16 protein-coding genes are annotated in these 25,550 nt (G+C 74.8%); 11 read left to right on the top strand and 5 right to left on the bottom strand.

The window, feature by feature from the left end:
* The first annotated feature begins 49 nt into the window (after window positions 1-49).
* From ACF9IK_RS15350 to ACF9IK_RS15315, 8 genes are all read left to right on the top strand, one after another.
* Window positions 50-1,426 (top strand): TIR-like protein FxsC, encoded by a 1,377-nt coding sequence (locus ACF9IK_RS15350; RefSeq protein WP_395294770.1) that lies wholly within the window; start codon window positions 50-52, stop codon window positions 1,424-1,426.
* Window positions 1,423-5,460 carry an FxSxx-COOH system tetratricopeptide repeat protein gene (gene fxsT / locus ACF9IK_RS15345; protein ID WP_395294769.1) on the top strand — a complete coding sequence of 1,346 codons (4,038 nt, stop codon included), beginning with the start codon at window positions 1,423-1,425 and terminating at the stop codon, window positions 5,458-5,460. The genes ACF9IK_RS15350 and fxsT (ACF9IK_RS15345) overlap by 4 nt, the downstream gene beginning before the upstream one ends.
* A 210-nt stretch (window positions 5,461-5,670) precedes the next feature.
* Window positions 5,671-5,856 carry an FxSxx-COOH cyclophane-containing RiPP peptide gene (gene fxsA, locus ACF9IK_RS15340; protein WP_395294768.1) on the top strand — a complete coding sequence of 62 codons (186 nt, stop codon included), beginning with the start codon at window positions 5,671-5,673 and terminating at the stop codon, window positions 5,854-5,856.
* Window positions 5,857-5,948: 92 nt separating this feature from the next.
* Window positions 5,949-8,366, top strand: a complete 2,418-nt coding sequence (locus ACF9IK_RS15335; protein WP_395294767.1) for an FxsB family cyclophane-forming radical SAM/SPASM peptide maturase — start codon at window positions 5,949-5,951, stop codon at window positions 8,364-8,366.
* A gap of 40 nt (window positions 8,367-8,406) precedes the next feature.
* The gene (locus tag ACF9IK_RS15330) at window positions 8,407-9,255 is read left to right on the top strand and encodes an aminoglycoside N(3)-acetyltransferase (protein ID WP_395294766.1); all 849 of its coding nucleotides are present in this window, start codon (window positions 8,407-8,409) and stop codon (window positions 9,253-9,255) included.
* A gap of 161 nt (window positions 9,256-9,416) precedes the next feature.
* On the top strand, window positions 9,417-10,775 hold the full coding sequence (locus tag ACF9IK_RS15325; protein WP_395294765.1) for a TIR-like protein FxsC: 1,359 nt from the start codon (window positions 9,417-9,419) through the stop codon (window positions 10,773-10,775).
* Window positions 10,772-14,764 carry an FxSxx-COOH system tetratricopeptide repeat protein gene (gene fxsT, locus ACF9IK_RS15320; RefSeq protein ID WP_395294764.1) on the top strand — a complete coding sequence of 1,331 codons (3,993 nt, stop codon included), beginning with the start codon at window positions 10,772-10,774 and terminating at the stop codon, window positions 14,762-14,764. Before ACF9IK_RS15325 ends, fxsT (ACF9IK_RS15320) begins: the two co-directional genes overlap by 4 nt.
* A gap of 46 nt (window positions 14,765-14,810) precedes the next feature.
* The gene (locus ACF9IK_RS15315) at window positions 14,811-15,776 is read left to right on the top strand and encodes a 2-hydroxyacid dehydrogenase (RefSeq protein ID WP_395294763.1); all 966 of its coding nucleotides are present in this window, start codon (window positions 14,811-14,813) and stop codon (window positions 15,774-15,776) included.
* A 29-nt stretch (window positions 15,777-15,805) separates the two neighbouring features.
* On the opposite strand, the gene ACF9IK_RS15310 is transcribed toward ACF9IK_RS15315, so the two are convergent.
* The 3 genes from ACF9IK_RS15310 to ACF9IK_RS15300 form a co-directional block, all read right to left on the bottom strand.
* Window positions 15,806-16,660 (bottom strand): alpha/beta fold hydrolase, encoded by an 855-nt coding sequence (locus tag ACF9IK_RS15310; protein ID WP_395298585.1) that lies wholly within the window; start codon window positions 16,658-16,660, stop codon window positions 15,806-15,808.
* Window positions 16,661-16,735: 75 nt separating this feature from the next.
* A complete protein-coding gene (locus tag ACF9IK_RS15305; RefSeq protein WP_395294762.1) occupies window positions 16,736-17,644 on the bottom strand; it encodes a DUF4231 domain-containing protein in 909 nt (302 codons plus the stop codon).
* A gap of 355 nt (window positions 17,645-17,999) precedes the next feature.
* Window positions 18,000-18,764 (bottom strand): sugar isomerase domain-containing protein, encoded by a 765-nt coding sequence (locus ACF9IK_RS15300; protein WP_395294761.1) that lies wholly within the window; start codon window positions 18,762-18,764, stop codon window positions 18,000-18,002.
* Window positions 18,765-18,985: 221 nt separating this feature from the next.
* Between ACF9IK_RS15300 and ACF9IK_RS15295 the strand changes: the two genes are divergently transcribed.
* Window positions 18,986-19,678, top strand: a complete 693-nt coding sequence (locus ACF9IK_RS15295; RefSeq protein WP_238951247.1) for a metal-dependent transcriptional regulator — start codon at window positions 18,986-18,988, stop codon at window positions 19,676-19,678.
* A gap of 584 nt (window positions 19,679-20,262) precedes the next feature.
* Here the strand turns inward: ACF9IK_RS15295 and ACF9IK_RS15290 are convergent.
* A complete protein-coding gene (locus tag ACF9IK_RS15290) occupies window positions 20,263-20,958 on the bottom strand; it encodes a bifunctional DNA primase/polymerase (protein WP_395298584.1) in 696 nt (231 codons plus the stop codon).
* Window positions 20,959-21,272: 314 nt separating this feature from the next.
* On the opposite strand from ACF9IK_RS15290, the gene ACF9IK_RS15285 reads away from it, so the two are divergent.
* Both ACF9IK_RS15285 and ACF9IK_RS15280 read left to right on the top strand, forming a co-directional pair.
* Window positions 21,273-22,649: a transcriptional regulator gene (locus ACF9IK_RS15285; RefSeq protein ID WP_395294760.1), complete on the top strand. Its 1,377-nt coding sequence runs from the start codon at window positions 21,273-21,275 to the stop codon at window positions 22,647-22,649.
* 199 nt (window positions 22,650-22,848) lie between these two features.
* On the top strand, window positions 22,849-24,087 hold the full coding sequence (locus ACF9IK_RS15280; protein ID WP_395294759.1) for a hypothetical protein: 1,239 nt from the start codon (window positions 22,849-22,851) through the stop codon (window positions 24,085-24,087).
* A 117-nt stretch (window positions 24,088-24,204) separates the two neighbouring features.
* Here ACF9IK_RS15280 and ACF9IK_RS15275 read toward each other — a convergent pair whose 3' ends face one another.
* On the bottom strand, window positions 24,205-25,506 hold the full coding sequence (locus tag ACF9IK_RS15275) for an ABC transporter substrate-binding protein (RefSeq protein WP_395294758.1): 1,302 nt from the start codon (window positions 25,504-25,506) through the stop codon (window positions 24,205-24,207).
* Window positions 25,507-25,550 lie beyond the last annotated feature (44 nt).

The raw sequence follows: 25,550 nt of genomic DNA, 5'->3' as shown, positions 1-25,550 counted from the left end.
CTGCCCGGTATCTTGGGCCGGGTTGGCGGATCGGGCTCCGGGGGGTGCAGTGCGGCCGTACTTCTTCTTCAGCTACGCGCGGCAGGACCACGTGGCCGGCGGGGCCTTCGTCGACCAGTTCTTCAGCGACCTGCGGGACGAGCTCGCCCGGATCGAGCCGGCGGCCGGCCCCGGCGAACTCGCCTACCGGGACACCGAACGGCTGCGCGTCGGCGACGACTGGGAGCAGCAGCTCTCCCGGATGCTCGCGGTCAGCCGGACCATGGTGGCGCTCTACTCCCCGGCCTACTTCGCCAGTTCGTACTGCGGCAAGGAGTGGACGGCCTTCGACGACAGGGTCCGCCGGCACCGGAAGCTGACCGGGGAGTCGGTGCCGGCGCTGATCCCGGTGGTCTGGGAGCCGCCGCCGGCCGAGCTGCCGGCCGAGGTCCGGCGGATCCAGTACCTGGAGTACCACCTGGGGCCGGCCTACGCCGCCCTCGGCCTGCGCGACCTGCTGCGGGCCGACCCGCACGGCCCCGACTACCGGCGGGTGGTGCGGGCCATCGCCGAGCGGGTGCGGGAGGCCGCCCTGCGGTCGGTGGCCGAGCTGGACGGCCTCGACCTCGGGCTGGTGGAGGGCTGCTTCCCGGTGCCGGCCGCGGTGGCGCCGCAGACCCGCAGCAGCCTGGTCCGGATCTTCGTCGCCGCCGGGCACGCCGCGGCCCGCCGCCCCGACGCGGGCCGTCCGGCCGGCGCCGCCGTGCCCGCGCAGGCCGGCACCGGCCCGGAGCAGCGGACGCCGGCCGGGTGCGGCCACCGGGGCGGCTGGTACGGGGCGCAGCCCTGGGACTGGGCGCCCTACCACCCGCCGCGGCTGCCCTCGCTGGTGGTGCAGGCCCAGCAGGTGATCACCCGGGCCGGGCACAGCACCACGCTGGACGAGATCGGCCCCGGCCTGTCCGCCAGCCTGGACCGGGCCCGGGAGGGCAACCAGGTCAGCGTCCTGCTGGTGGACCCGTGGACGGCCGGCACGGAGCCGTACCGGGCGGCGCTGCGCGAGTTCGACGACGGAAACCACCCGGTGACCGCCGTGCTGGTACCGGCCGGGACCGACGACCCGGCGGACGGCCCGGCGCGCGCCCGGCTCTGGGGCGGGGTGCGCGAGGTCTTCCCGCGCAACTGGCTGCACCGCTCCGGGCCGGAACCGCTGTTCCGGGTGCGGGTCGCCCGGGAACGCTTCGAGGCGGAACTCCTCAGCACCGTGACCGTCGCGCAGAACCGACTGTTGGACGAGGCGGACGACCCCGACCCGGCTTCGGTGCGGGCCCGGTTCGGGCTCGCACCGGGGGTCGGGACGATGCCCGGTCTCACGATCCCCTCGTGGCCGCCAGCGCCCACGCCCCCGGCGCCCCGGGAGCCCCGTGAAGGAGAAGCCGAACGATGACCGCCGACCAGGTCGCCCTCGCGGACGGGTCCGCCGCCCTGTCGGCTCCCGGGACCGGTTCCGTCGTCACCTTCTACTCCTACAAGGGCGGGACCGGCCGCACCATGGCCCTGGCCAACCTCGGCTGGATCCTGGCCAGCCAGGGCCTCAAGGTCCTGGTCGTGGACTGGGACCTGGAGGCCCCGGGCCTGCACCGGTACTACCATCCGCTGCTGATCGACCCCGAACTCCACGCCACCGACGGCCTGATCGACCTGCTCCGGGCCTACGTCGACCAGGCCCTGCCCGGCCCCGGTGACGCCGCCGCCACCGCCCCCGCGCAGTGGCTGGCCGAGCCCGGCCGGATGGACCGCTACCTGTGCGGCCTCGCCCTCGACCTGCCGGCCGGCGGCCGGCTCGACCTGATGCCGGCGGGCCGGCAGAACGCCGCCTACTCGGCCGCCGTCACCAGCTTCAACTGGCGCAGCTTCTACACCCGCGCCGACGTCCGGGGCGCCGAGTTCCTGCTCGCCCTGCGCGAGCGGTGGACCGGCAGCTACGACTACGTGCTGATCGACAGCCGCACCGGCGTCAGCGACACCTCCGGCATCTGCACCGTGCTGATGCCCGACACCGTGGTGGACTGCTTCACCCTCGGCGCCCAGAGCATCCGCGGCGGCGTCGACGCGGCCCGGGCCATCGTGGACGCCGACGAGCGCGAGATCCGGGTGCTGCCCGTCCCGATGCGCGTCGAGGACGCCGAGCGGGCCGGGCTGGCGGCCGGGCGCGACCTCGCCCACGACGCCTTCGCGCCCTACCTGGACCGCTGGCTCAGCGCCGACCGCCGGGCCGACTACTGGCGTGACGTCGAGGTGCCCTACAAGCCCTTCTACGCCTACGAGGAGGTGCCGGCCACCATCGTCGACCGGCCGCAGCAGGGCCGCAGCCTGCTCGGCGCGTTCGAGCGGCTGGCGGACTGGCTGACCGACGGCCGGGTGCGGACGCTGCGCCCGGTCCCGGACCGGGCCCGCCGCCGGCTGTACGCGGCGTACCTGCGCACCGGCCGTACGCGCTCCCGCCAGGTGCACATCAGCTACGCGCCGGGGGACCGGGTCTGGGCCGAGTGGGCCGCCGCCGCCATGGCCGGCTTCGGCTACCTCACCTCGCTGCACGGCGCCGCCGCGCCGCTGGACCCGGGCCCGCCCGGCGACAGCGCGCTGCCGGAGGCTGCCGGCCCGCTGGACGGCGACGGCCGGGTGCTGGTGCTGCTCTCGCCCGAGTACGCGGCGCTGCCCCGCGGCCGGGAGATCTGGCGCCGGCTCACCTCGGCCGAGCAGGACGGCGGCGCGGCGGGCCTGTTGGCGCTCTCGACCGCGGACCCCGGCGACGGACCGCTGCCCGAGCCGTTCGCCGGCCACCCGGTGCGCGCCCTCGCCCGCGGCTCGGCCGAGCAGGCCGAGACACAGTTGTTCGAACTGCTCGGCCCGCCGCCCGGCGCCGGGCGGTGGCTGGAGGCGGAGGAGGAAGCCGCGCCGCCGCCCGCCCGGTTCCCGGCCGGCCGGCCCGCCGTGCAGGGTCTCCCGCCCCGGCTGCCCTCCTTCACCGGCCGGGGCCGACTGCTGGAGACCCTGCGGGACGGTTTCACCCTCGGCCCGGCGGCCGAACCCGTGCAGGTCCTGTACGGCATGGGCGGGGTCGGCAAGTCGCAGGCGGCGGTCGAGTACGCCCACCGCTTCGCGCCCTCCTACGACGTGCTCTGGTGGGTCCCAGCCGAGGATCCGGCCGGCGTGCCGCAGCGGCTCGCCGAACTCGCCGCCGAACTCGGCCTGGAGAACGGCGGTGACGTGGCCCGTACCGCCCGGGCCGTGCTGGACGCGCTCGGCCGGGGCCGGCCGTACCTGCGCTGGCTCCTGGTCCTCGACAACGCGGAGGACCCGGAGCACCTCGCCCCCTGGCTCCCGGCCGGATCCGTCGACGGCCACGTGCTGGTCACCTCGCGCGACCGGCGCTGGGCCCGGCACCGCGGCCGGACCGAGGTCGAGGTCTTCGACCGGGCGGAGAGCGTCGAGCTGGTCCGCCGCTTCAACGCCGGCGTCCCGGCCGCCGAAGCCGACCGGATCGCCGAGCTCCTGGGGGACCTGCCGCTCGCCGTCGGCCAGGCCGCCGCCTGGCTGCACGAGACCCCGATGCCGGCCGCCACCTACGCCGAGCTGCTCGACGAGACGCTGACCGACATCCTCGACCGGTCGGTCCGGGCGGACGCCGAGTACTCCACCGTCACCGCGGCCACCTGGCGGATCGCCGGGGCCGACCTGCGCCGGATCAACGCCCCGGCCGCCCGGCTGCTGGAGGTCTGCGGCTTCCTGGGCCCGGACGCGATCCCGATCCGGCTGCTCTACAGCGCGCCGGTGATCGAGGCCGTCGGGCTGCCCCCGGGCACCCCGGACGGCCGGCTCGCGATGGGCGAGATCCTGCGCACCGTCAACCAGTTCAACCTCGCCCGGTACGACCAGGCCGGCGGCACGCTGAGCGTGCACCGGATCACCCAGGCGCTGCTGCGCGACCAGGTCGCCGAGGCCGATCGGGACCGGGTCCGGACCGCCGCGCGCGCCGCGCTGGCCCTCGCCGACCCGGGCGACCCGGACGCCCGGGAGCACTGGTCCCGGTACGCCGAACTCCTGCCCCATCTGTGGCCGTCCGGCGCGCCGGACTCGACCGACCCGGCGGTCCGGCAGTGGATCGTCCACACCGTCCGCTACCTCTGGCACCGCAGCCTGCACACGGCCGGCCGCGACCTCGCCGAGCGGGTGCTGGCCCGATGGCTGGAGGTGGACGGCCCGGCCGCCGAGAACGACCCGGCCACCCTGCTGCTGCGGGTCCAGCTCGGCAACCTCCAGCGCTCGCTCGGCGACGTCCGGGAGGCGTACGCGACGGACCGGGCGGTGCTGGAACGGTTGCGCACCGTCCTGGGCGGCGACGATGCGCGCACCGTCGCCGCCGCCAGCAGCCTCGGCGGCGACCTGCGGCACCTCGGCCGGTACTCCGAGGCCCGCGAGCTGGACCGGGAGACCCTGGCCACCGCCCTGCGGGCACTCGGCCCGGACCACCCGCGCACCCTGTTGGCCGCCCACAACCTGGCCCTCGCCACCTTCCTCGACGGCGATCTCGCCGAGGCGCTCCGGCACCAGGAGGAGGCCTACCGGCGGCAGTACGAGGAATTCGGCCCGCGCAGCCAGTACACGCTCGGTGGGGCCGACCTGTACGCGCGGATGCTGCGCGAAGCCGGCCGGTTCACCGAGGCGCTGACCCTGCTGGAGACGGTCGTCCGGGAGAGCGGGGAGGCCCTCGGCGAGAACCACGACACCACCCTGCGCGCCAGCCGCAACCTCGGCGTCACCCTCCGCCAGGTCGGCCGGTACCGGGAGGCGCTCACCAACGCCGAGGACGTGCACCGCCGGCTGCTCGACCGACACGGCGCCGACCACCCGGACACGGCGGTCGCCGCGGGCAACCTGGCGGCGGTGCTCGGTGCGATCGGCGACCTCGACCGGGCCGTCCCGCTCGCCGAGGAGGCCCACCGCTGCCACCGCGACGGCCTCGGCGAGGCCCACCCCGCCACACTCCTCACGGCCGGCAACCTCGCCGTACTCCTCCGCCGGGCCGGCCGGACCGGGGAGGCCCGGCGGCTCTCCGAGGAGGCGCTGACCGGCCTGCGCGCGGTGCTCCGGCCGGGCCACCCGCACCTCGGCCTGGCGATGCTGAACCACGCCGACGACCTGGCCGAGACGGGGGAGGAGCGGGCCGCGCTCGCCCTCTCCGAGTCCGCCGCCGCGCTGCTGGCCGAAGCCGTCGGCCCCGACCATCCGGACACGCTCGTGGCAGAGGCGAGCACCGCGCTCGGCCTGGCCGCGGTCGGGGACCGGGAGCGGGCCGCCGACCTCTCCGAACGCGCCCTGTCCCTGGCCCGGGAGACGCTCGGTCAGGATCATCCGGTCACCGCGGCCATCCGGGCCGGGCGGCGGATCGGCCGGGAGGTCGAGCCGCCGCCCGCCTGACCGGGCCGTCGTGAGCCGGGCAGGTGCCGCGACGCGACCGCCGAGCGGGTGAACTTTGGACCGGACGCCGCAGCCCCGCGGGGTGGTGGCACCGGCGGTGGGCGGGACTGTACGGCGTTGCCGCGGCCGGAGCACTACATTGGGCGGTGAAGCCGAGTTCTGTACCCGGCCTCAGCACTCTCTAATCCCCTTCACGGAAGAGAATCGAACATGACATCCGCACTGGACACCCGTCCCGTCGAGGAACTGATGGACAATCAGACAGTTTCGCGCCGGCCCGGCCTGGCTGATCTCGCCGAGCTCGGTGCGGAGGAGCTGACCAAGCGGCTTTCTCGCGTGCTGCCCGCGGCCGACTCCGGCCCGGTGCCGGTCGCCGCCTTCAACTCCTCCATCTGACCGGCCGGTCCGGGCCCGGCCACGTGCCGGCCAGGCCGAATCCGACCGCACCCGAGCGAGCCCGAGCCGAACCGAGCTGAGACCGAATGGCCATGACGCGTAATCTGCTGCCCTTCACGCAGTTCGTGGTGAAGGTGCACAGCCGGTGCGATCTCGCCTGCGACCACTGCTATGTCTACGAACACGCCGACACCAGCTGGCAGTCCAGGCCGAAGACGATCGTCGACACCGTCCTGACCAGGGCCGCCGAGCGGATCGGCGAGCACGCCGCCGCCCACGGCCTGACCGGCGTCCGGGTCGTCCTGCACGGGGGCGAACCCCTGCTGGCCGGCCCGGAACGGCTGCGCCGCGCCGCCGAGGCGTTCCGCGCCGCCCTCCCGCCCGGCTGCGCACTCGACCTGCGGATCCACACCAACGGCGTGCTGCTCGGCCCCGCCTTCCTCGACCTCTTCGCCGAGTTGGACGTCCGGGTCGGCGTCTCGCTGGACGGCGACCGCGCCGCGAACGACCGCCACCGCCGGTACGCCGACGGCCGCTCCAGCCACCCCCAGGTGCTCCGCGCGGTCGACCTGCTCCGCCGGCCCGAGTACTGCCACCTCTTCGCAGGCCTGCTCTGCACGATCGACGTCGAGAACGACCCGGTGGCGGTCTACCGGGCGCTCGCCGAACTCGAACCCCCCGCGGTCGACTTCCTCCTCCCGCACGCGACCTGGGAACAGCCGCCGAAGCGTCCCGCCGGGCAGGGCCCGCACCCGTACGCGGACTGGCTGCTCACGGTCTACGACCTCTGGGAGGCGGACGGCCGCCCGTTCGCGGTCCGCACCTTCGACTCGGTCCACCGCACCCGGCACGGCCTCTCCAGCCTCACCGAGTCGCTCGGCCTGGAGCCCGCCTCGCTGGTGGTGCTGGAGACCGACGGCAGCTTCGAGCAGGCCGACAGCCTGAAGACCGCGTACGACGGCGCCCCCGCCACCGGCCTGGACGTCTTCACGCACAGCCTCGACGACGTGGCCCGCCACCCCGGTATGGCCGCGCGGCAGAGCGGCCTGGCCGGGCTCAGCGCCGACTGCCGGAGCTGCCCGGTGGTCCGTTCCTGCGGAGGCGGGCTGTACGCCCACCGGTACCGGGACGGCGGCTTCGACCACCCCTCCGTGTACTGCGGGGACCTCATGAACCTCATCAACGGCATCGCCGACCGGTCCGGTAAGCAGTCCACCGTCCCGCCCGCCGCGTCCGCCGTCCCGGCGCAGCCCGCCGCGCCTCCCGTCCCGGCCGGCCTCACCGAACGGCAGCTCGACGAGCTCGCCTCCGGTCACGGCGGCGCCGACACCGTCCGAGCCCTGGCCCGCGCCCAACTCGCCCTCACCCGTGCCATGCTGGCCGCCGTCCGGACCACCTCCGGGCTCACCCGCTCGCCCGCCTGGGACGTGCTCGCCGAGCTCGACGCAGTCGCGCCCGCCGCCGTGGACGCCGTGCTCGGCCACCCGTACGCCCGCGCCTGGGCGGCCCGCCAGCTGGGGGGCGATCCGGCGGCAGGCCTCGGTCCGCTGGCCGGGCTGGCCGCCGCCGCGGCGGTCCGGGCCGGCCGTGGCGACACGGTCGCGGTGCCGCTCCGGGGCGGTGTGCTGCACCTGCCCACGCTCGGCCGGCTCGATCTCGCCGGCGGGGCCCGAAAGGCGCTGGTCACCGGCACGGCCGACGGGTTCACCGTGCGGACCGAGGACGGCACCGCCGTCCCGGTCGACGGCCCGCACTGGCACCGGGTCCGGCGTGTCGTGCTGGGCGGCGACTGGACGCTCGCGCTGGAGGACGTCGACCCGCAGCGCGACAGCCACCAGCGGCCGGTCGCCGACCGCCTGACGGACTCCGAACTCGCCTCCTGGAGCTGGGGACTGCGCGAGGCCGCCGAACTGCTCGACCGCGACCTGCCGGAGTACGCGGCCGGCCTGCGGGCGGGTCTGACCACGGTCACCCCGCTGCGCCCCGGCCCGCCCGGCCGGGAGGTCAGCGCCGCCGCCCGGCAGGCCTTCGGCGCGGTCGGGATCGCCCGGCCGGTCACCGCGCCCACCCTCGCACTGCTGCTGGCGCACGAGTTCCAGCATGTCAAGATGGGTGCCGTGCTCGACGGGCTGGACCTCTACGACCCGGCCGACACCGCGCGCTACGTCGTACCCTGGCGGCCCGACCCGCGGCCGATCGAGGGCCTGCTCCAGGGCGCCTACGCCCACCTCGCGGTGACCGCGTTCTGGGGCAGCCGGGCCCGCGCCTACGACGGCCTGCCCGGCGCGGCCGCCGACCACGCCCGGGCCCGGTTCGCGCTCTGGCGCCGGTACACCGCCGAGGCCGTGGAGCGACTGGCCGATTCGGGCTCGTTGACGCCGGTCGGTCTGCGCTTCGTCGACGGGATGCGGGACACTGTTGCCCCCTGGCTGGCCGTCCCGCTGCCGCGCGCCGCCGAGACGGCCGCCGAACGGATCCGCAGCCGGACGACCCCGGTCGTCTCCGGCTGACCCTGCTTCCTCCCCCTCCGCTACCCCCCGGGATCCCCCCATGTTCACCGACCTCTCGCCGTGCACCGCCGCGCCCACCCCGTCGGTCACGGCTCCGCTCGGCCGTGCCGAGCTGGCCACCCGGTTGGCCGAGCTCGGAGTCCGGCCCGGGCAGGTACTGCTCGTCCACGCCTCCCTGCGCGCCCTCGGCCCGGTCGACGGCCGCGGCACCGGGGTGGTCGAGGCGCTGCTCGACGCCCTCGGCGGGCCGGAGCACGGCACCCTGGCCGCCTTCACGGCCAGCCCGGAGAACTCGACCACCTCGCGGCTGATCACCACGATGACGGCCGGCTGGTCGGAGGACCGGGTGCGGGCCTGGCGCGAGGCGATGCCCCCCTTCGACCCGCTGACGACCCCGGCCTCGCCGACCATGGGCACGCTCTCCGAGCTGGTCCGCCGCCACCCGGGCGCCGTCCGGAGCAGCCACCCCCAGACCTCCTTCGCCGCGGTCGGCGCCCGGGCGGTGGAGATCACCGCGGTCCACGACCTGGAGTGCCACCTCGGCGAGCGCTCCCCGCTCGGGGCGCTCTACCGGCTCGGTGCCCAGGTGCTGACCATCGGGGCTCCGATGGGCACCTTCACCGGCTTCCACCTCGCCGACCTGCGCGTCGGCATCGAGGAGGTCCGCCACTACGGCTGCAAGGTGAAGGACGGCGACGGCTCGCGCTGGTGCTACTTCGACGGACCGCTCCTCGACGACGTCCTCTTCGAGGAGCTCGGCACGGAGGTGCTGGCCCGGGCGACCGGTGTGACCGAAGGCCTGATCGGCGGCGCGTGGACCCGGCTGGTCCCGATGCGCGAGGCCGTCGACCTCGCCGCCGAGGTCCTCCGGGAGTGGCGCGCGCGCTGAGGGGCCGCACGGGGGCGCACGCACCCGCGGTCGTTTCGGTCATGTCAATCCGGGTGCCCCCCTTGCGCTATTCCCTTGCCCCCTGGGTCGTTCCTACACTGAAGCCCCGCGAACCGGGACGCGCGGGAAAGCGGTTGAGAGCGGGCCAGGGGGAGGCGCGTGTGAACGACCATGGCGGGGACGAGGAATCCTCCCGGCCGTACTTCTTCCTCAGTTACGCGCACACCCCGCGGGCCGGTGCGCGCGGTGCCGGCGACCCCAACCACTGGGTACGGCAGTTGTACCGTGACCTCTGCGAGGCCGTGCTGCAGCTCACCACCGTTCCCGCGGGCGTCCCGGTCGGGTTCATGGACGAGTCCATGCACCAGGGGGAGCTGTGGGCCGAGCGGCTCTCGGAGGAGCTGGCCACCTGCCGTGTCTTCGTGCCGCTCTACTCGCCCCGGTACTTCAACAGCGTCCCGTGCGGCCAGGAGTGGTACTCCTTCACCCGGCGGCCGGTCTACCCGGCCAACTTCGACTCGGAGCGGACCAGCGGCATCGTCCCGGTGCTCTGGGCGCCGATGAGCCGCTACCGGCTGCCCGAGGTGGCGGGCGAACTCCAGTTCAATCACGCCAGTTTCGGCCCCGACTACGCGACCGAGGGCTTGTACGCCCTGATGAAACTGAGCTACTTCCGCGGTGCCTACGAGCTGGCCGTGCACCGGCTGGCCCGGCGGATCGTGGAGGTCGCCGAGGAGACGGTCATCCCGGTCGGGCGCCGGCTGGACTTCAACTCGCAGCCCAGCGCCTTCAACGTCACCGCACCCACCAAACGGCTGCGGATCTCCGTCCTCGCCCACCACCGCGGCGACGTGCCGCCGGGGCGCAACCCCGACTACTACGGCGAGAGGCGCACCGACTGGCACCCCTTCCGGCCCGCCGCCCCGCGTCCGCTCGCCGAGCACGCGGTGCGCCTGGCCAGGCAGTTGGGCTTCCAGGTCACCGTGCACGAGTTTGACGGCGAGGCCGAGGAGATCATCGCGGGCGGCGAGCCCACCGCGCCCGGACTCCTGCTGCTCGACCGCTGGGTGCTGAAGGACGAGCGGTGGCGTGAACTCGTCCGTCGCTTCGACCGTGCGGACTGCGGTTGGGTGAGCGTGCTGGAACCATGGAACATGGACGACCCGGACTGCGCCGAGCAGCACCGCGAGATGAGCGAACTCAGCGACCAGGCCCTGCGGTTCACCCACCGCGCGACCCGGCCCAGCTTCCTCGGCGCCACCGGGGGGCAGCCCGGGCTCGGCAGCCTGGAGGAGTTCGACGACGCGCTGCCCCGGGCCGCGATGAAAGCCAAGTACGCCTTCGAGAGCCGGACCAGGACCGAGCCGGAGGAGCCGCCTCCACCCCGGCCCAGTCTGCGGGACGCCTTCCGGCACGGTGGTGGCCGGGACGGGCCCGGCCTCCCCGCCCACGACGACCATCCACGCGAAGCAGGCGATCGCCCGGACGACGGGACGCCGTTTGGGGGAGGAACCATATGAGTGAGAACCGCACCAGGAACCTCCGCATCGGCGGCCTGAGCGCCGCCGAGCTGGCGGCCCGGCGGGAGGCGGAGCAGGACCGGCGGGGCCGGATCATCACCTTCTACTCCTACAAGGGCGGTACCGGGCGCACCATGGCGCTCGCCAACACCGCGTGGATCCTCGCGGCCAACGGCTTCCGGGTGCTCACCGTGGACTGGGACCTGGAGGCACCCGGCCTGGCCAAGTTCTTCCACCCGTTCCTCGACCCCACCGTGCTGGCCGGCACGACCGGCATGATGGACCTGATCGCCGAGTACCGCGAGGAGGCGCTGCGGCCGGTCGAGCACGCCGAGGGCTGGCACCTCGACTTCGCCCGGGTGCACCCGCACGCGCTCTCGCTCTCCTGGCCGATGTTCCCCGACGGCGGCAGCCTGGACTTCCTCTCCGCCGGCCAGTTCAACCGCGACTACTCCGAGGCCGTCACCCACCTGGACTGGGACATCTTCTACGACCGCTTCGACGGCGGGCAGTTCTTCGACGCACTGCGCGCCGACATGAGCAAGCGCTACGACTACGTCCTGATCGACTCCCGCACCGGCCTCTCCGACATCGCCGAGATCTGCACCGTCCAGATGCCCGACGACCTGGTGGTCTGCTTCACCCTGAGCGACCAGTCGATCGACGGCGCCTCCCGGATAGCCCAGCACATCCACGACCGCTACCGCGAGCGCGGCATCCGCATCCTGCCCGTGCCGATGCGCATCGACGAGGGCGAGAAGGAGAAGGCCGATGCGGGCCGGGCACTCGCCCGACTCCGCTTCGACGGCCTGCCCGCCGGCCTGGACGCCGAGGAACTCGCCCACTACTGGGGGTCGGTGGAGATCCCCTACCGGCCGTTCTACGCCTACGAGGAGATCCTGGCGACCTTCGGTGACCAGGGCGGCACCCAGACCTCGATGCTGGCCGCGTGCGAGCGGCTCACCTCGGTGATCACCAGGGGGCGGGTCGCCTCGCTGCCGCCGGTCGACGAGGAGGTCCGGCTGCGCTACGTGGACGCCTTCACCCGGCGCCGTCCGTCCGTGCCGGCCGACCTCTACCTCTCCTACGTCCCCGAGGACCGGATGTGGGCGGACTGGATCGAGTCGGTGCTGACCCGGGCCGGCTTCCGGGTGCTGCCCCGCGACCTCAGCGCCGGCACCGACCCGCGCCAGGACACCGGGCGCGGAATCGACGCAGCGTACCGGACCGTCGCCGTCCTCTCGCCCGCCTACCAGCGCTCGCCGCAGGCCCGGACGCTGTGGGAGTCGGTGGTCAGCTCCGACCCGTCCGGGACCCGGCGACAGCTGGTCCCGGTCCGCGTCGGCGACGTCCGGCTCACCGCGCCGTTCTCCAACCGCAATCCGGTCGACCTGGTCGGCCGGGACGAGGCCCAGTCGGTGCAGACGCTGCTGCGGGCCCTCGGCCGGGGAGAGCTCGTTCTCACCGACGCCCCGGCCGGCGGCCCGCGGTTCCCCGGCAGCAAGCCGGAGGTCTGGGACGTCCCGCCGCGCAACCCGTCCTTCACCGGGCGCGCGGCGGTGCTGGAGCAACTGCGCAATCAGCTGCGCGGAGGCATGGCGGCCGTGCTGCCCACCCCGCAGACCCTGTACGGACTCGGTGGCGTCGGCAAGACCCAGGTGGCGCTGGAGTACGCGCACCGGTTCATGTCCGACTACGACCTGGTCTGGTGGATCGACGCCGAGCGGACCGAACAGGTCGCGCCCGCGCTGGCCGACCTGGCCCGGCGGCTCGGCCTGCGGGTCGGCGACTCGGTGACCGAGGCCGCCGAGGCGGCCCGGGAGGCGCTGCGGCGCGGCGTGCCCACCGCGCGCTGGCTGCTGATCTTCGACAACGCCGACGAGCCCTCCGAGATCCGCCGGTTCTTCCCCGGCGGCTCCGGCCACATCCTCGTCACCTCCCGCAACCAGGCCTGGTCCGGGCACGCGGAGGCACTGGAGGTGGACGTCTTCACCCGCGGCGAGAGCGTCGAGCACCTGTGCCGGCGCGCCCGCGGGCTCTCCCGTGCGGACGCCGACCGGGTCGCCGACGCCGTCGGCGACCTGCCGCTGGCCGTCGAGGTGGCCGCCGCCTGGCTGGACACCACCGGCACCCCGGTCGCCACCTACGTCGCCCAGCTCCAGGCGGAGGCCGCCCGCGCGCTGGCCGGCGCCCGCCCCGCCGACTACCCCACACCGGTCGGCGCGACCTGGAACGTCTCGATCGCCCGGCTGCGCACCCAGTCCCCGGCGGCGGTCCGGCTGCTCCAGCTCTGCGCGTTCTTCGCGCCGGAGCCGATCTCGATGAACCTCTTCTACAGCGACCAGATGATCCGCGCCCTGGTCCAGTACGACGCCGACCTCAGCGACAAGTTCATGCTCGGCAAGGTCATCCAGGCGATCGGCCGGTACGCGCTCGCCAAGGTCGACGCCGGCACCAACAGCTTCCAGGTGCACCGGCTGGTCCAGGCCGTGGTCCGGGCCGAGATGACCGAGGAGGAACAGGAGACCGCCGTCCACGAGGTGCACCGCATCCTCACCGGCGCGCGGCCGGTCCTCGGCGACACCGACGACCCGGCCAACTGGCCCGCGTTCGAGGAGATCTGGCCGCACCTGTCGCCGTCCAAGGCGTACAACTGCGACGAGGCCGACACCCGCCAGCTGCTCATCGACCGCGTCCGCTACCTGTGGAAGCGCGGCGAGCTGGACCGGGCCCGCGACCTCGGCCACGCCCTGGACGAGGAGTGGACCGCCAAGCTCGGCGAGGACGACCGGCAGACCCTGCTGCTGCGCTTCCAGCTCGCCAACGTGCTGCGCTCGCAGGGCAACTACGCGGACGCGCTGGCGCTGGACGAGGCCACCATGGAGCGCCAGCGCGTGCTGCTCGGCGAGCACCACCCGTACACCCTGATGACCGGCGGTTCGCTCGGCGCCGACCGGCGGGCGCTCGGCCGGTTCCAGGCCGCGCTCGACCTCGACCGGGAGATCCTCGACCAGTTCCGGGAGCTGTTCGGCGACGACAACCCGCGCACCCTCTCCATGGCCAACAACCTGGCGATCGACTACCGGCTGGCCGGCGACAGCGAGGCCGCCCGCGAGCTCGACCAGGAGACCCTGGACCGCCGCACCGCGGTGCTCGGCCCCAAGCACCCCTACACCCTCTCCACCAAGTCCAACCTCGCCCGCGACCTGCGCGAACTCGGCGACTACCAGGGATCGGTGGAACTCCTTCAGGAGGTCACCGACGACTTCGGCACCCTCCTCGACCCGGACCTGCCGGAGAACCTGCGCAACGCCAAGTCGCTGGCCGTCTCGCTGCGCCGGACGGGGCAGCTGGCCGAGGCCCGCCGGATCACCAAGGAGACCTACGAGCGCTACCTGGAGCGGTACGGCGCCGACGCGCCGGACGCGCTGGCCTGCGCGCTCAACCTGGCCGCCGACCACAGCGCGTCCGGCGACAAGGAGGCCGCCCGCGACCTCTGCGCCACGGTCTACGAGGGTCACAAGCGGCTGTTCGGTGACGAGCACCCGTTCACCCTGGTCTGCGCCAACAACCTCGGCATCTACCTGCGGGGCAGCGGCGACGTCCGGGGCGCGATCGAGCGCGGGCTGGCCACCGTCGAGGGGCTCAGCCGGGCGGTGGGGCCCGAGCACCCGTACACCCTCAACGCGATGATCAACCTGGCCAACGCGTACGGGGACGACGGCCAGATCGACCTCGCCGAGCAGCTCGGCCGCACGGCGCACGCCGGCCTGTGCGAGCGCTACTCGCCGCGGCACCCGGACGCGGTGGCCTGCGAGGCCAACCTGGCCGTCACGCTGCGGGCGGCCGGCCGGCACACCCAGGCGGCCGAGCTGCGGGCCCGCGCGATCGCCGAGCTGATCCGCCAGTTCGGCGAGGAGCACCCCAACACCGTCTCGGCCCGCGGCTGGAAGCGGATCAACCGCGACCTGGAGCCGCAGCCCGTGTGACGGCGGGCAGACCGGGGGCCGGGGCCGGCGGGTAGGCTGCGGGGCCATGAGCCCGCAGCTGCCCCCGGTCCTGGTCACCCGCCGCCTCGCGCCCGGGGTGATCGAGCGGCTCACCGCCCACCACGCGGTCACGCACCACGACTCGGACCTGCCGATGCCGCGGGCCGAGCTGCTGGCGGCCGCCCGCGGCCGGTCCGCGGTGGTCACCACGCTGGACGACACGGTGGACGGCGGGTTCCTGGACGCGGCCGGCCCCGGCCTCAGGCTGGTCGCCAACCACGCGGTGGGGCACCACAACGTCGACCTCGCCGCCTGCGCCGAGCGGGGTGTGGCGGTCAGCAACACCCCCGGGGTGCTGACCGCCGCCACCGCCGACATGGCCTGGGCGCTGCTGCTGGCCGCCACCCGCAGGCTGGGCGAGGGCGAGCGGTGGCTGCGCTCCGGGCGGCCGTGGGCCTGGGCGCCGAACTTCCTGCTCGGCATGGAGCTGGCCGGCACCCGGCTGGGCGTGCTCGGCATGGGCCGGATCGGTCGGGCGGTGGCCCGCCGGGCCCGTGCCTTCGACATGCCGGTCGGCTACCACAACCGCCGCGAACTGCCGGCCGAGCAGGCCGAGGGCGCCGCGTGGCTGCCGCTGGAGGAACTGCTGGCCCGCTCCGAGGTGCTGGTGGTGACCTGCCCGCTCAGCGACGCGACCCGTCACCTGCTGGACGCCCGCCGGCTGGCCCTGCTGCCGCCGGGGGCGGTGGTGGTCTCGATGACCGCCGGGGTGGTGGACGAGGAGGCGCTGGCCGCCGCGCTGGAGTCGGGCGCGCTGTTCGCGGCGGCGGTGGACAACTTCGAGCGGGAGCCGGAGGTGCCGTCGGCGTTGCTGGCCCAGGAACGCGCCGTGCTGGCCCCGCACCTGGGCAGCGCCACCGTCCGCACCCGGCAGGCGATGGGCGGCCTCGCGGTGGACAACGTCCTGGCGGTGCTGGCCGGCGGCGATCCGGTCACCCCGGTCGGCGCCTGACGTCCCCGGTCCGATCCGCCGGACCGGTCCTATCCCGCGGCCCAGCTGAGCGCGGTGGTCATCACCCGGAACGCGCCGAAGTGGGCCGCGCCCGGCTCCAGGTAGAGGGCGGCGCCGGGGATGCGGTCGGCCAGCCAGCGGGAGTGCTCGACCGGTGAGAACTGGTCGTCGGCGCCGTGCCAGAGCCAGCTCGGCACGGCGATGTCCTGGACCTTGAAGCCCCAGTCGGCGGTGAAGGCCAGTACGTCGTCGATCCAGCCGTCGGCGCCGTGCCGGAACGCCTCGCGGTAGTTGCTCTGCAGCATCCGGCGCAGCCCGGTGTCGGCGACCACCTCGCGGTCGGTGGGCGGCAGTTCGGGCCGCAGGCCCTTGAGCAGCCGGACCGGGTCGGCCTTGATCTGTTCGGAGCGGAACCGCATCGAGGCGGCGATCTGGTCGTGCCCGCGTTCGGCCTCCCGGTAGGCCCGGACGTTGGACGGCGTCATCCCGCCGTACCAGTCGAGGCCGGCCGCGTTCCGGGGGGCCAGGCTGACCAGCAGGGCGACCCGGGTGACCCGATCGGGCAGAAGCGCAGCGCAGGCCAGCGCGTGCGGGCCGCCTCCGGAGCGGCCGAGGACGGCGAAGCGGTCGATGCCGAGCTCGTCGGCGATGGTCCGCACGTCGGCCGCGGCCGCGCTGACCCGGCGGCCGGGCAGCCGGGCCGAGTCTCCGTAGCCGGGCCGGTCGAAGGAGACCAGGCGGATGCCGAGGCGGTAGAGGACGCTGGTGCGCGGGTGCGGACCGACCCGGCTGCCGGGCGTGCCGTGCAGCAGGAACACCGGCCGGCCGCGCGGGTCACCCACGGTCTCGACGGCGAGGGCGCGGCCGTCCGCCGCCTTGACCATCCGTAACGTCACGCGCGGCCTCCTCAGTACTCCGGGGTGCCCCGGTCGGCGGCCCCGTTCGGTCGGTCCCCCGGGTCAGTGGTCCCGGTCCGTGGTCCCGCGGACCTCCCGGCGGGCCTGCCAGGTGGTGTGCTCGCGGGAGACGGCGTCCTCGGCGTCCCGGGCCAGCCTGGCCCAGACCTCCTCGGCGTCCGCCGCGCCAAGGTCGAGCCGGGCCAGCTGGTCGCGGATCAGCTCCAGTTCGTCGGCGGCCAGCCCGTAGGCGGCGGCCAGCGGCCGGTACTGGCGCAGCTGGGCCCAGGCGGCGACCGAGGCGGCCACCGCCGAGACGGTGCCGAGCGCGTCGTAGCCGAACTCGCCCATCGCCCGCAGCACCGCGAGCACCAGGCCGATCCCCGGCAGCACCGCGCCGAGCACTCCGGTCCAGAAGCCGGCCCGGGCGCAGTACCGGGCCTTGGAGCGGTACCAGTCGTGCTGCACCAGGATCCGCTCCCGCAGGTACACCTCGCGGCGCACCGCCAGCGGCTGGTCGCGCAGGCCGCGCATCGCCGCGGTGATCGGCGCGTCGGGGCCCTCCGCGGCCGCGCCGACCGCGCGGCTGCCCCGGAAGGCGTTCAGGACCCGGCCGAGCTGGAAGCTGTACAGCCCCTCGGCGTCGGGCAGGGTGCGCGGCGGCGGCTGGAAGGCGTCGGCCCGGACGGCGAACTTCCAGGCGAGCGTCTTCACCGACTCCGCGGCCGCCCGGCCCTCGTACCAGAGGCCCTGGGGGTTCTGCCGGCTGATCACCACCGCCAGGCCGATCGCGCCGAGGTAGGCCACCGCTGCCGACCAGGCCCACGGCTCACCGTCGGCGGAGCCGAACACGGCCGCGGCGACCAGCAGCACCAGCTCCCAGGCCGAGAGGAGGACGGACCGGCGCTGCCCCTGCAACGAGGCCGAGTCGGCCGTCCAGAACAGCGCGGGCAGCAGCTCGTGCTCCCGCACCCTCCCCATCGGCTCCGCCCCCGACGCCATCCTCGGCCCCCACCCGTCGCTCCGGTCGCACCGCTCTCCTGCCCGTCCCGCCGCCGCGGTACGCCTGGTCCGGTCGCGGACCGGCCGCAATGGCCGGGAAGCCGCCGCAGGTTGTCCCATATCGCGGTGCTCCGGCCGTCCGGGCGCGGGCGGCGGGCGCGCAGGGGTCGGCGCGGAGGGGCCGGTGCGGAGCGCGCGCCGTGCGCCCCGGGCCGGAAGGCCCGCCGGGGCCTGCGGGGCCGTCGGCGGCGGACGCGGCCGGCCCGGGGGCGTGTGGCCGGGCCGCGCACCTCACCCGGGCCCCACCTCGCACGGGCCGCGCGGCTCAGTAGGTGTAGAAGATCCGGTCGGCGTTGTCGGCCATCTGCTTGGCGTTCCACTCCGTGCCTCCGGGCACGTTGCCGGAGCGGAACAGCGGCGGGGCGGCGCCGTCGCCGGCTGCCGCCGCGTCGGCCAGCCGGCCCACCGCCGAGGCCACCACGGCCTGCATCAGCGCGCTGGTGACAACCGTGGAGACCGGGCCGAAGGCGGTCTCGGCCGCCGGGTGGCTCAGCTCGCCGTCGCCGACCGCGATCTTGCTGTCCAGCACGATGTCGCAGTGGTCCTTCAGGTAGGTGCCCGACGGGTGCGCCGACGGGACCTCGCCCGGGTAGGCCAGCGAGGTCACCCCCACCACCTTCAGTCCGCGGTCGCGGGCGTACCGGGCCAGCTCGACCGGCATCACCTGGCGGCCGGAGAGCGAGATGACGAAGAGCAGGTCGCCGGCGGTGGCGGGGGTGAGGTCCAGGGTGGTGGTGGCCAGGCCGGACACCCGCTCCAGGGCACTGGACAGCGGCGCCGGCATCACCGTCACCCCGGCCATCCCGGGGACGTTCAGCAGGTTCACCGGGACCAGTCCGCCGGCCCGGTAGACGACGTCCTGGGCCGGCAGCGCGGAGTGGCCGGAGCCGAAGGTGAAGATCCGGCGCCCCTCGGTGACCGCCTCGGCCAGCAGCGCGCCCGCGGCCTCGATGGTGTCGGCCTCCTCGGCGCGGACCCGCCGGAGGTGGGCGATCGCGGCGTCGAAGTACCGGCCGACCAGGTCGCTCATCTGTGCCTTCGCTCTCTGCCGGTGGGGGAGCCGGCCGGGTGGGGCGGGCCGGGGTGGTCCAGACCGCCGATGGAGAAAGCTACGGCGAGCACCGTGCTGCCTCACCGGTGCCGCTGTCAACAGGAACGAAAACCCTTCCCGGAGGCCCCTGGGCGGGTCCGGTTGCCGGCGGGGTAGGTCAGAATTGGCGGTGAGGACACCGAAGAACGGAGCCAGCGGCGATGTCTGGGCTGATCGACACCACTGAGATGTACCTTCGCACCATCCTGGAACTGGAGGAGGAGGGCATCGTTCCGATGCGTGCCCGGATCGCCGAGCGCCTGGAACAGAGCGGCCCCACGGTCAGCCAGACGGTCGGCCGGATGGAGCGCGACGGGCTGCTCCAAGTCGCGGGCGACCGCCACCTCGAACTCACCGAGGAGGGCCGCCGGCTCGCGGTGCGGGTGATGCGCAAGCACCGCATCGCCGAGTGCCTGCTGGTCGACGTGATCGGCCTGGAGTGGGAGCAGGTCCACGAGGAGGCCTGTCGCTGGGAGCACGTGATGAGCGAGACGGTGGAGCGCAAGGTGCTCGCCATGCTCGGCCACCCCACCCAGTCCCCGTACGGCAACCCGATCCCGGGCCTGGACGAGCTGGGCGACGCCAAGGCCGAGGGCGAGGGCTTCGACGCCGCGCTCGTCCCGCTGGACTCGGTGAGCCCGGGCGAGGACGGCGCCGACGTGGTGGTCCGCCGGATCGGAGAGCCGATCCAGACCGACGGCGAGCTGATGCGCACGCTGCGCCGGGCCGGCGTCCGGCCGGGCTCGACGGTGCGGGTCGCCCCCGGGGTCGGCGGGGTGCTGGTGGGCACCGGTGACAACGCGGCCGAGTTGGGCAAGGACATCGCCGCGCACGTCTTCGTCGCGCAGGCCTGACCGGCCCGCCCCGACCGAGCCGGTCCGGGCCTCGCCCGACCGGCCTCCTGCAGGCCTCGCGACAGCGAACAGGGCCCGGTGCGTCCCCGCGCACCGGGCCCTGCCGTTCCCACCCCGTTTCCCTCCCACCCTCCCCGCTTCCGTGGCACCGGCCTCCCCGAACCCGGCCGGTGCCACGGCCCCTCCGTTCCCCCGTCCCCTCCGTCCCCTCCCGACCGCCCCGCCCGGCTTCCCCGTCCGAGCGTCCCTTCCGGCGTCCCCTCACGGTGGAATTCCTCCCCTCGGCAGATCATGGCAATCCTTGAGCACTGTCACTCGTGCGAGGGGCTTTCGCCGTTGACCAGCGGGTACACGGAAGCCTTATCCGCACATGCGTCTGACGGGCCCCGCCTCCGGTGGGAGGCGGGGCCCGTCAGTCGCGCGCGTGGTGTCGCGCGTCGCACACCCTCACCCGATCGGCGCAGGGCGGCTGTCCACGGGACGGTGAATCACCGTCGGATCCCCGGAGCCGGACGGCCCGGGCCGGGGGCCCGAACGGACCCGGGGCGGTCCCGGAGGGCCCGAAGGACCGTCAGGGCGGGGGGTCAGTGCACCGGCGCCGGCTGGGCCGCCTGGGGGCGGGGCGAGGGGGCCTCGCGCCCGCACGCGTAGGCGAGCGGGCTGATCAGCTCGGCGGCGTCCGGCAGCCAGCGGTTCAGCGCCGACGGCGAGCGGGCCCACTGGGCGAAGCCGGACGGGCCGACCCTGGACGGCGGGGCCACCGTCCAGTCGCCCTCGCCGCGGGCCACCAGGTCCAGCCGTCCGGGCGGCCAGCCGAGCTTGCGCAGCATCTCCGGCAGCTTGGCGGCCACGCCCGGCAGCACCAGGAAGTGCAGCCGGCGGCCGGACCGCCCCGGCGCGGCCGGGACGACCACCACCGGGCCGAGCTGGAGGTCCATCCGCTCCATCCGCGCCAGCGCCAGGCAGCCGGCCACCTCCGGGACGTCCAGGACGTCGAACGAGCGGCCGGTGGGCAGCAGGATCGACGCCTCCGGCCGCTCCGTCCACCAGCGCCGCACCGCGCCGGGGCCGGCACTCGCCTTGCGTGCCCAGTCCGCGTCGATCGGGTGCGCGCCCGGCAGCGGGCACCGCAGATCGCCGCACGAGCAGCGGGCCGGCCCGTCGCCGTCGATCAGCCAGGCGCCCGGGGCGACCTCCCAGTGCCGGCTCTCGGCATAGCTGACGGCTTCGATGAGCAGCGGGGGCAGTCCGGCGCTGCCCTGGTCGGGGGAGTCTGGCATGTCTTCCACGCGCTGCTCAACTACCGTGCGTGAGGCTGGTTACGGGCCGGTGCGGGTCGGTCGGCCGCGCGGCGGCAATGTCACCCGAACCGGTGAGGCGATCGAGCCGGTCCGGGGGGTGGCGGGCGCAGTGGGGGCGCACGGGAGCATTTCCCCGGGCGCGTGGGGGGTGGGGATCGTCACCGTGGGTATCCCGGGGGCGTCGCTGATCGCTAACCTTGTGTCAGATTCCTTGGACGGTCGGACAGTCGGCAACAGATCAGCAGAATCGTCGCCCGCCGGCCGGACCGGAGGGTGTGGGGAGGCGAAGCCCAATGGCCGCGAGACCACTTGTCGCACGACAGCCCAACGAGCGTCTGCAGCAGCTGATCCAGGAGGCCAGCTGCTCCAACGCCGGTCTGGCGCGGAGAGTCAACCTCTGTGGCGCCGAGCACGGTCTGGACCTGCGCTACGACAAGACCTCCGTCGCGCGCTGGCTCCGCGGCCAGCAGCCGCGGGGGCAGGCGCCGGCGGTGATCGCGGAGGCGCTCGGCCGCAAACTCGGCCGGAGCGTGTCGGTCGAGGAGATCGGCATGGCCGACGGCAAGAACCTCAGCTCCGGCATCGGGCTGCAGTTCGCGCCGACCCTGAGCGCCGCCCTGGAACAGGTCTGCGAGCTCTGGCGCAGCGACGTCGGCCGGCGGGACTTCCTCACCGGGGCGACGGTCGCGGCCTCCGCGCTGGTCGAGCCGAGCCGGGACTGGCTGATCACCCCGCCCGACCCGGTGGTGGCGCGCACCGGCGGTCCGCGGGTCGGCCCGACCGACGTGGCGGCGATCAAGGCGACCACGGCCATGCTGGTCGACCTCGACCACCGCTTCGGCAGCGGCCACGTCCGCCCGGTGGTGGTGCACTACCTGAACAGCGTGGTCTCCGGCCTGCTCGGCGGCGCCTACCGGGAGGAGACCGGTCGGCAACTCTTCGCGGCGGTGGCCCGGTTGACCGAGCTGGCGGGCTACATGGCGGTGGACACCGGCCAGCCCGGCCTGGCCCAGCGCTACTACATCCAGGCGCTGCGGCTCGCCCAGGCCGCGGACGACCGCGGCTACGGCGGCTACGTGCTGGCCGCCTCGATGAGCCACCTGGCGGCGACCCTGGGCAACCCGCGGGAGATCGCCCAACTCGCCCGGGCCGCCCAGGAGGGCGCCCGCTCGGTGGCCACCCCGACGGCGATGGCGATGTTCTACGCAGCCGAGGCGCGCGGCCACGCACTGCTGGGTGATGCCCGGTCGTGCGAGGCGGTTGCCGCCAAGGCGCTGGAGGCGATGGAGAAGCGGCGCCCCGAGGACGATCCGGACTGGATCGCCCACTTCGACGACGCCTACCTCGCCGACGAGCTGGCCCACTGCCACCGGGACCTGGAGCAGGCCGGCCCGGCCGAGCACTACGCCCGGCGGGCGCTCGACCTGCACCCGCCGACGCGGGTGCGCCGCCGCGCGGTGGACCTCGTGCTGCTCGCGACGGCGCAGCTGCAGCAGCGCGACCTGGAGCGGGCCTGCGAGACGGGCGCCCAGGCGGTCCGGTTGCTCAGTGGGCTGCGGTCGAACCGGGGGGTGGAGTACCTCGACGAGTTCCGACGCAGGCTGGAGCCCTACCGGGAGCAGCGGGTGGTCCGCGAGTTCCAGGCCCGGGCGGAGGCGGAGGCCGCCTGAGCGGGCGGCCCGAGCGGTCCGCGTGAGCTGGGCGTCGGCGCGCAGGTGAGGGGCCGGTGAGGGATGGACCGCCCACGTGGTCACCCGGTTCGGTGAACCGGTAGCGTGGGCGTGACGTCCAAGGAACTGTGATGCTCCCAAGAACCGACGAGATGTGGTCCGCCGTCAGCGCGCGGTCGTGCACAGGTGAGGAATCGCGTTGAGCCAGCGCCGCTCGTACCCCAACTCGGGTGACTTCAACCTGGACGACCTGTTCCGCCCCGAGCCCGGCCAGCCGCAGGGCCAGCCGGGCCAGCCGCAGGGCCACGGCCAGGCCGTGCCCGGCCAGCAGCAGCCGTCGGGCGGGCTGTCGGCCGGGCAGCCCTACCTGCCCCCGGCCGGGCCGCCGTCCGGCCGGCCCGAGTACCTCGGGGAGGGCGTGCACGCCCTGCCGACCCAGGCCATGCCGGCCCAGGCCGCGCCGTGGGGCGGGGCCCCGCAGCCCGGCTACCCGCAGGCGGCGCAGGCCGAGCCGGCCCCGGAGACGCAGTACCTGCCGCCGTACCCCACCGCGGACCCGGCCGCCGGCGGCTACCCGGCCCAGCCCGGCTACCCGCAGGCCGCACCGACCGCCCCGGCCCCCGGCTACCCGCAGCAGCCCGGTCAGGGTTACCCGGCCCAGCAGGCCCAGCAGGCCCAGCAGGCCCAGCAGGCCCAGCAGGCCCAGCAGGCCCAGCAGGCCCAGTACGGTCAGCCGGCCGCGCCGGAGTACCCGGGCCAGGACTTCCCGACCCGGGCCGGCTCCGGGGGCGGTGGCCGTTCGTCCACCAAGCTGGTCGTCGGCGGTGTGGTGGCGGGCTGCGTGGCGGCCGGCGTCCTGGTCGCCGTGCTGATGAGCGGTGGCGACGACGCGCCCGGCCCGGAGAAGAAGGCCGGCCCGGCGGTCACCGGCAGCGCCACGTCGACCGGCTCGCCGGCCGCGACCGGCACGGCGGCGCCGTCCGTCAGCCCCGAGGTCAAGGCCCAGGCCCAGGCGCTCTCCGACCTGCTGGGCACCGCCAGCGACAGCCGCCAGGCGGTGATCGGCGCGGTGGGCGCGGTGCAGAAGTGCGACAAGCTGCCGGAGTCCCAGCAGGCGTTGACCGACGCCGCGGGCAAGCGCCGGGAGCTGCAGACCAAGCTGGCGGCCCTGAAGACGGACCAGCTGCCGAGCGGTCCGCAGCTGGTCGAGCAGCTCAATGCGGCCTGGCAGGCCTCCGCGACCGCCGACGACGAGTACGCGGCCTGGGCCGGCGACATGCAGGCCGGCTGCGACCCCAAGAAGATCGACAACCAGCACTACAAGAACGCGGTGCAGGCCAGCGGCTCGGCCACCACGGCGAAGAAGCAGGCCTCCGGCCTCTGGAACACGATCGCCGGGCAGACCGGCCTGCCGAACCGCGGCGACGGCGACCTCTGATCCCCCCGTCCGGGAGGCCGGGAACGCCGGGACGGGAACGCCGGGACCGGAACGCTCGGGCCGGGAAACACCGGGGGGCCGGACCGGTGACCCGGGCCGACCCCTCCGGCGGTGGCGTCAGGCCGGGGGCCTGGCGCCGGTGAGCACCCAGCGCACGTCGACGAAGCCGGGCTGCTGGAGTGCGAGCCGACCGCCCTTGACCACCTGGTACGTGACCCAGGTGTTCACCAGCCGGGGCGACTCGGTGCTCGGCAGCATGTTGGTGGTGCCCCAGTTCAGCGGCGGGGTCAGGCCGACGTCCACCTGCTCGCCGCCGTCCAGCAGAGAGGTGATCGTCTTGGCGGTGACCGGCCGCCCGGCCGCGCTCAGCCGGTCGGATATCTGCCGGAACACCTCGTACCCGACCCAGGTGGTCTGCACCCCGGGGTCGGCCACGTCGATGGCCCGGCCGCCGGCGGCGTCGCTGTGGACCACTGCGCGGAGGGAGTCCCAGATCTTGGCGGACTCCGGCGGGAACCAGCCGGTCACGTAGGCGCCGGCGAGCGGACCGCCGTCGCCGCCGGTCGAGTCGACGACCGACTGCTGCACGCTGCCGATCACCGAGGCGATCCTGGTGTTCTTCGGCCCCACCCGGCGGTAGGAGTCCAGCAGGTTGCCGGTCGGCTCGGCGGCCAGGGCGGAGGTCATGCAGTTGCCCGCCTCGTCCCTGCCGACCGCCTTGCGGACCACCGCCGAGTAGTCGGAGGACTGCTCCGGCGCCTTCACGTCGAGCAGCTTGATCCCGGCCGGCTTGAGCGCGTTGGCCAGGTAGCCGAGCAGGTTGTCCCCGGCCGGGGTGTCCGGCCGGACCAGCGAGACGCTCTTGCAGCCGGCCTCCACCAGCTGGCGGCCGCTGCCCCCGATCAGCGCCGGCATTCCGCCGGCCACCGGGTACGAGAGCGGGCTGCTGAACTCGGGCTGGGAGATCCCGTAGCCGCCGATCAGCGGGATGTCGGCGCGCTCCAGGATCGGCATGAACCGGTCGCCGTACTGGCTGTACGAGCCGATCACGGCGACCGCCTTGGCGTCCACGGCCTGCTGGGCACAGGCCGTGGCCCCGGCCGCGGTGTTGTGCTCGTTGCAGGTGAGCACCCGGATGGTGCGGCCGTTGAGGCCGCCCTTGGTGTTGATGTCCTTGCCGATCGCCTCGGCGAGGGCGGTCATGCCGGGCCGGTCGGCGCTGCCCGTGCCGGACGGTGCCCAGGTCATGACGGTGAGGTCACCGCTGTTGGTGGCGGCATCGGCCGGTCCGCCGCACGCGGAGGCCGAGAAGAGGGTCGGGAGCAGTGCCGCGGCGGCGGCGACTGCGGCGATCGGGCGGCGACGCTGCCGCTCGGTGATCGTGCTGTGGTCCTGTGACGGGCCCCTTCGGCTGCTCATCGGTCTTCCCTCCTGAGGCGGCTGCGGCGCACCGGCAACAGCCA

It is taken from the genome of Kitasatospora hibisci, from assembly GCF_043950205.1.
GTDB lineage: Bacteria > Actinomycetota > Actinomycetes > Streptomycetales > Streptomycetaceae > Kitasatospora > Kitasatospora hibisci.
This window is presented reverse-complemented; position numbering and strand designations above follow the sequence as displayed.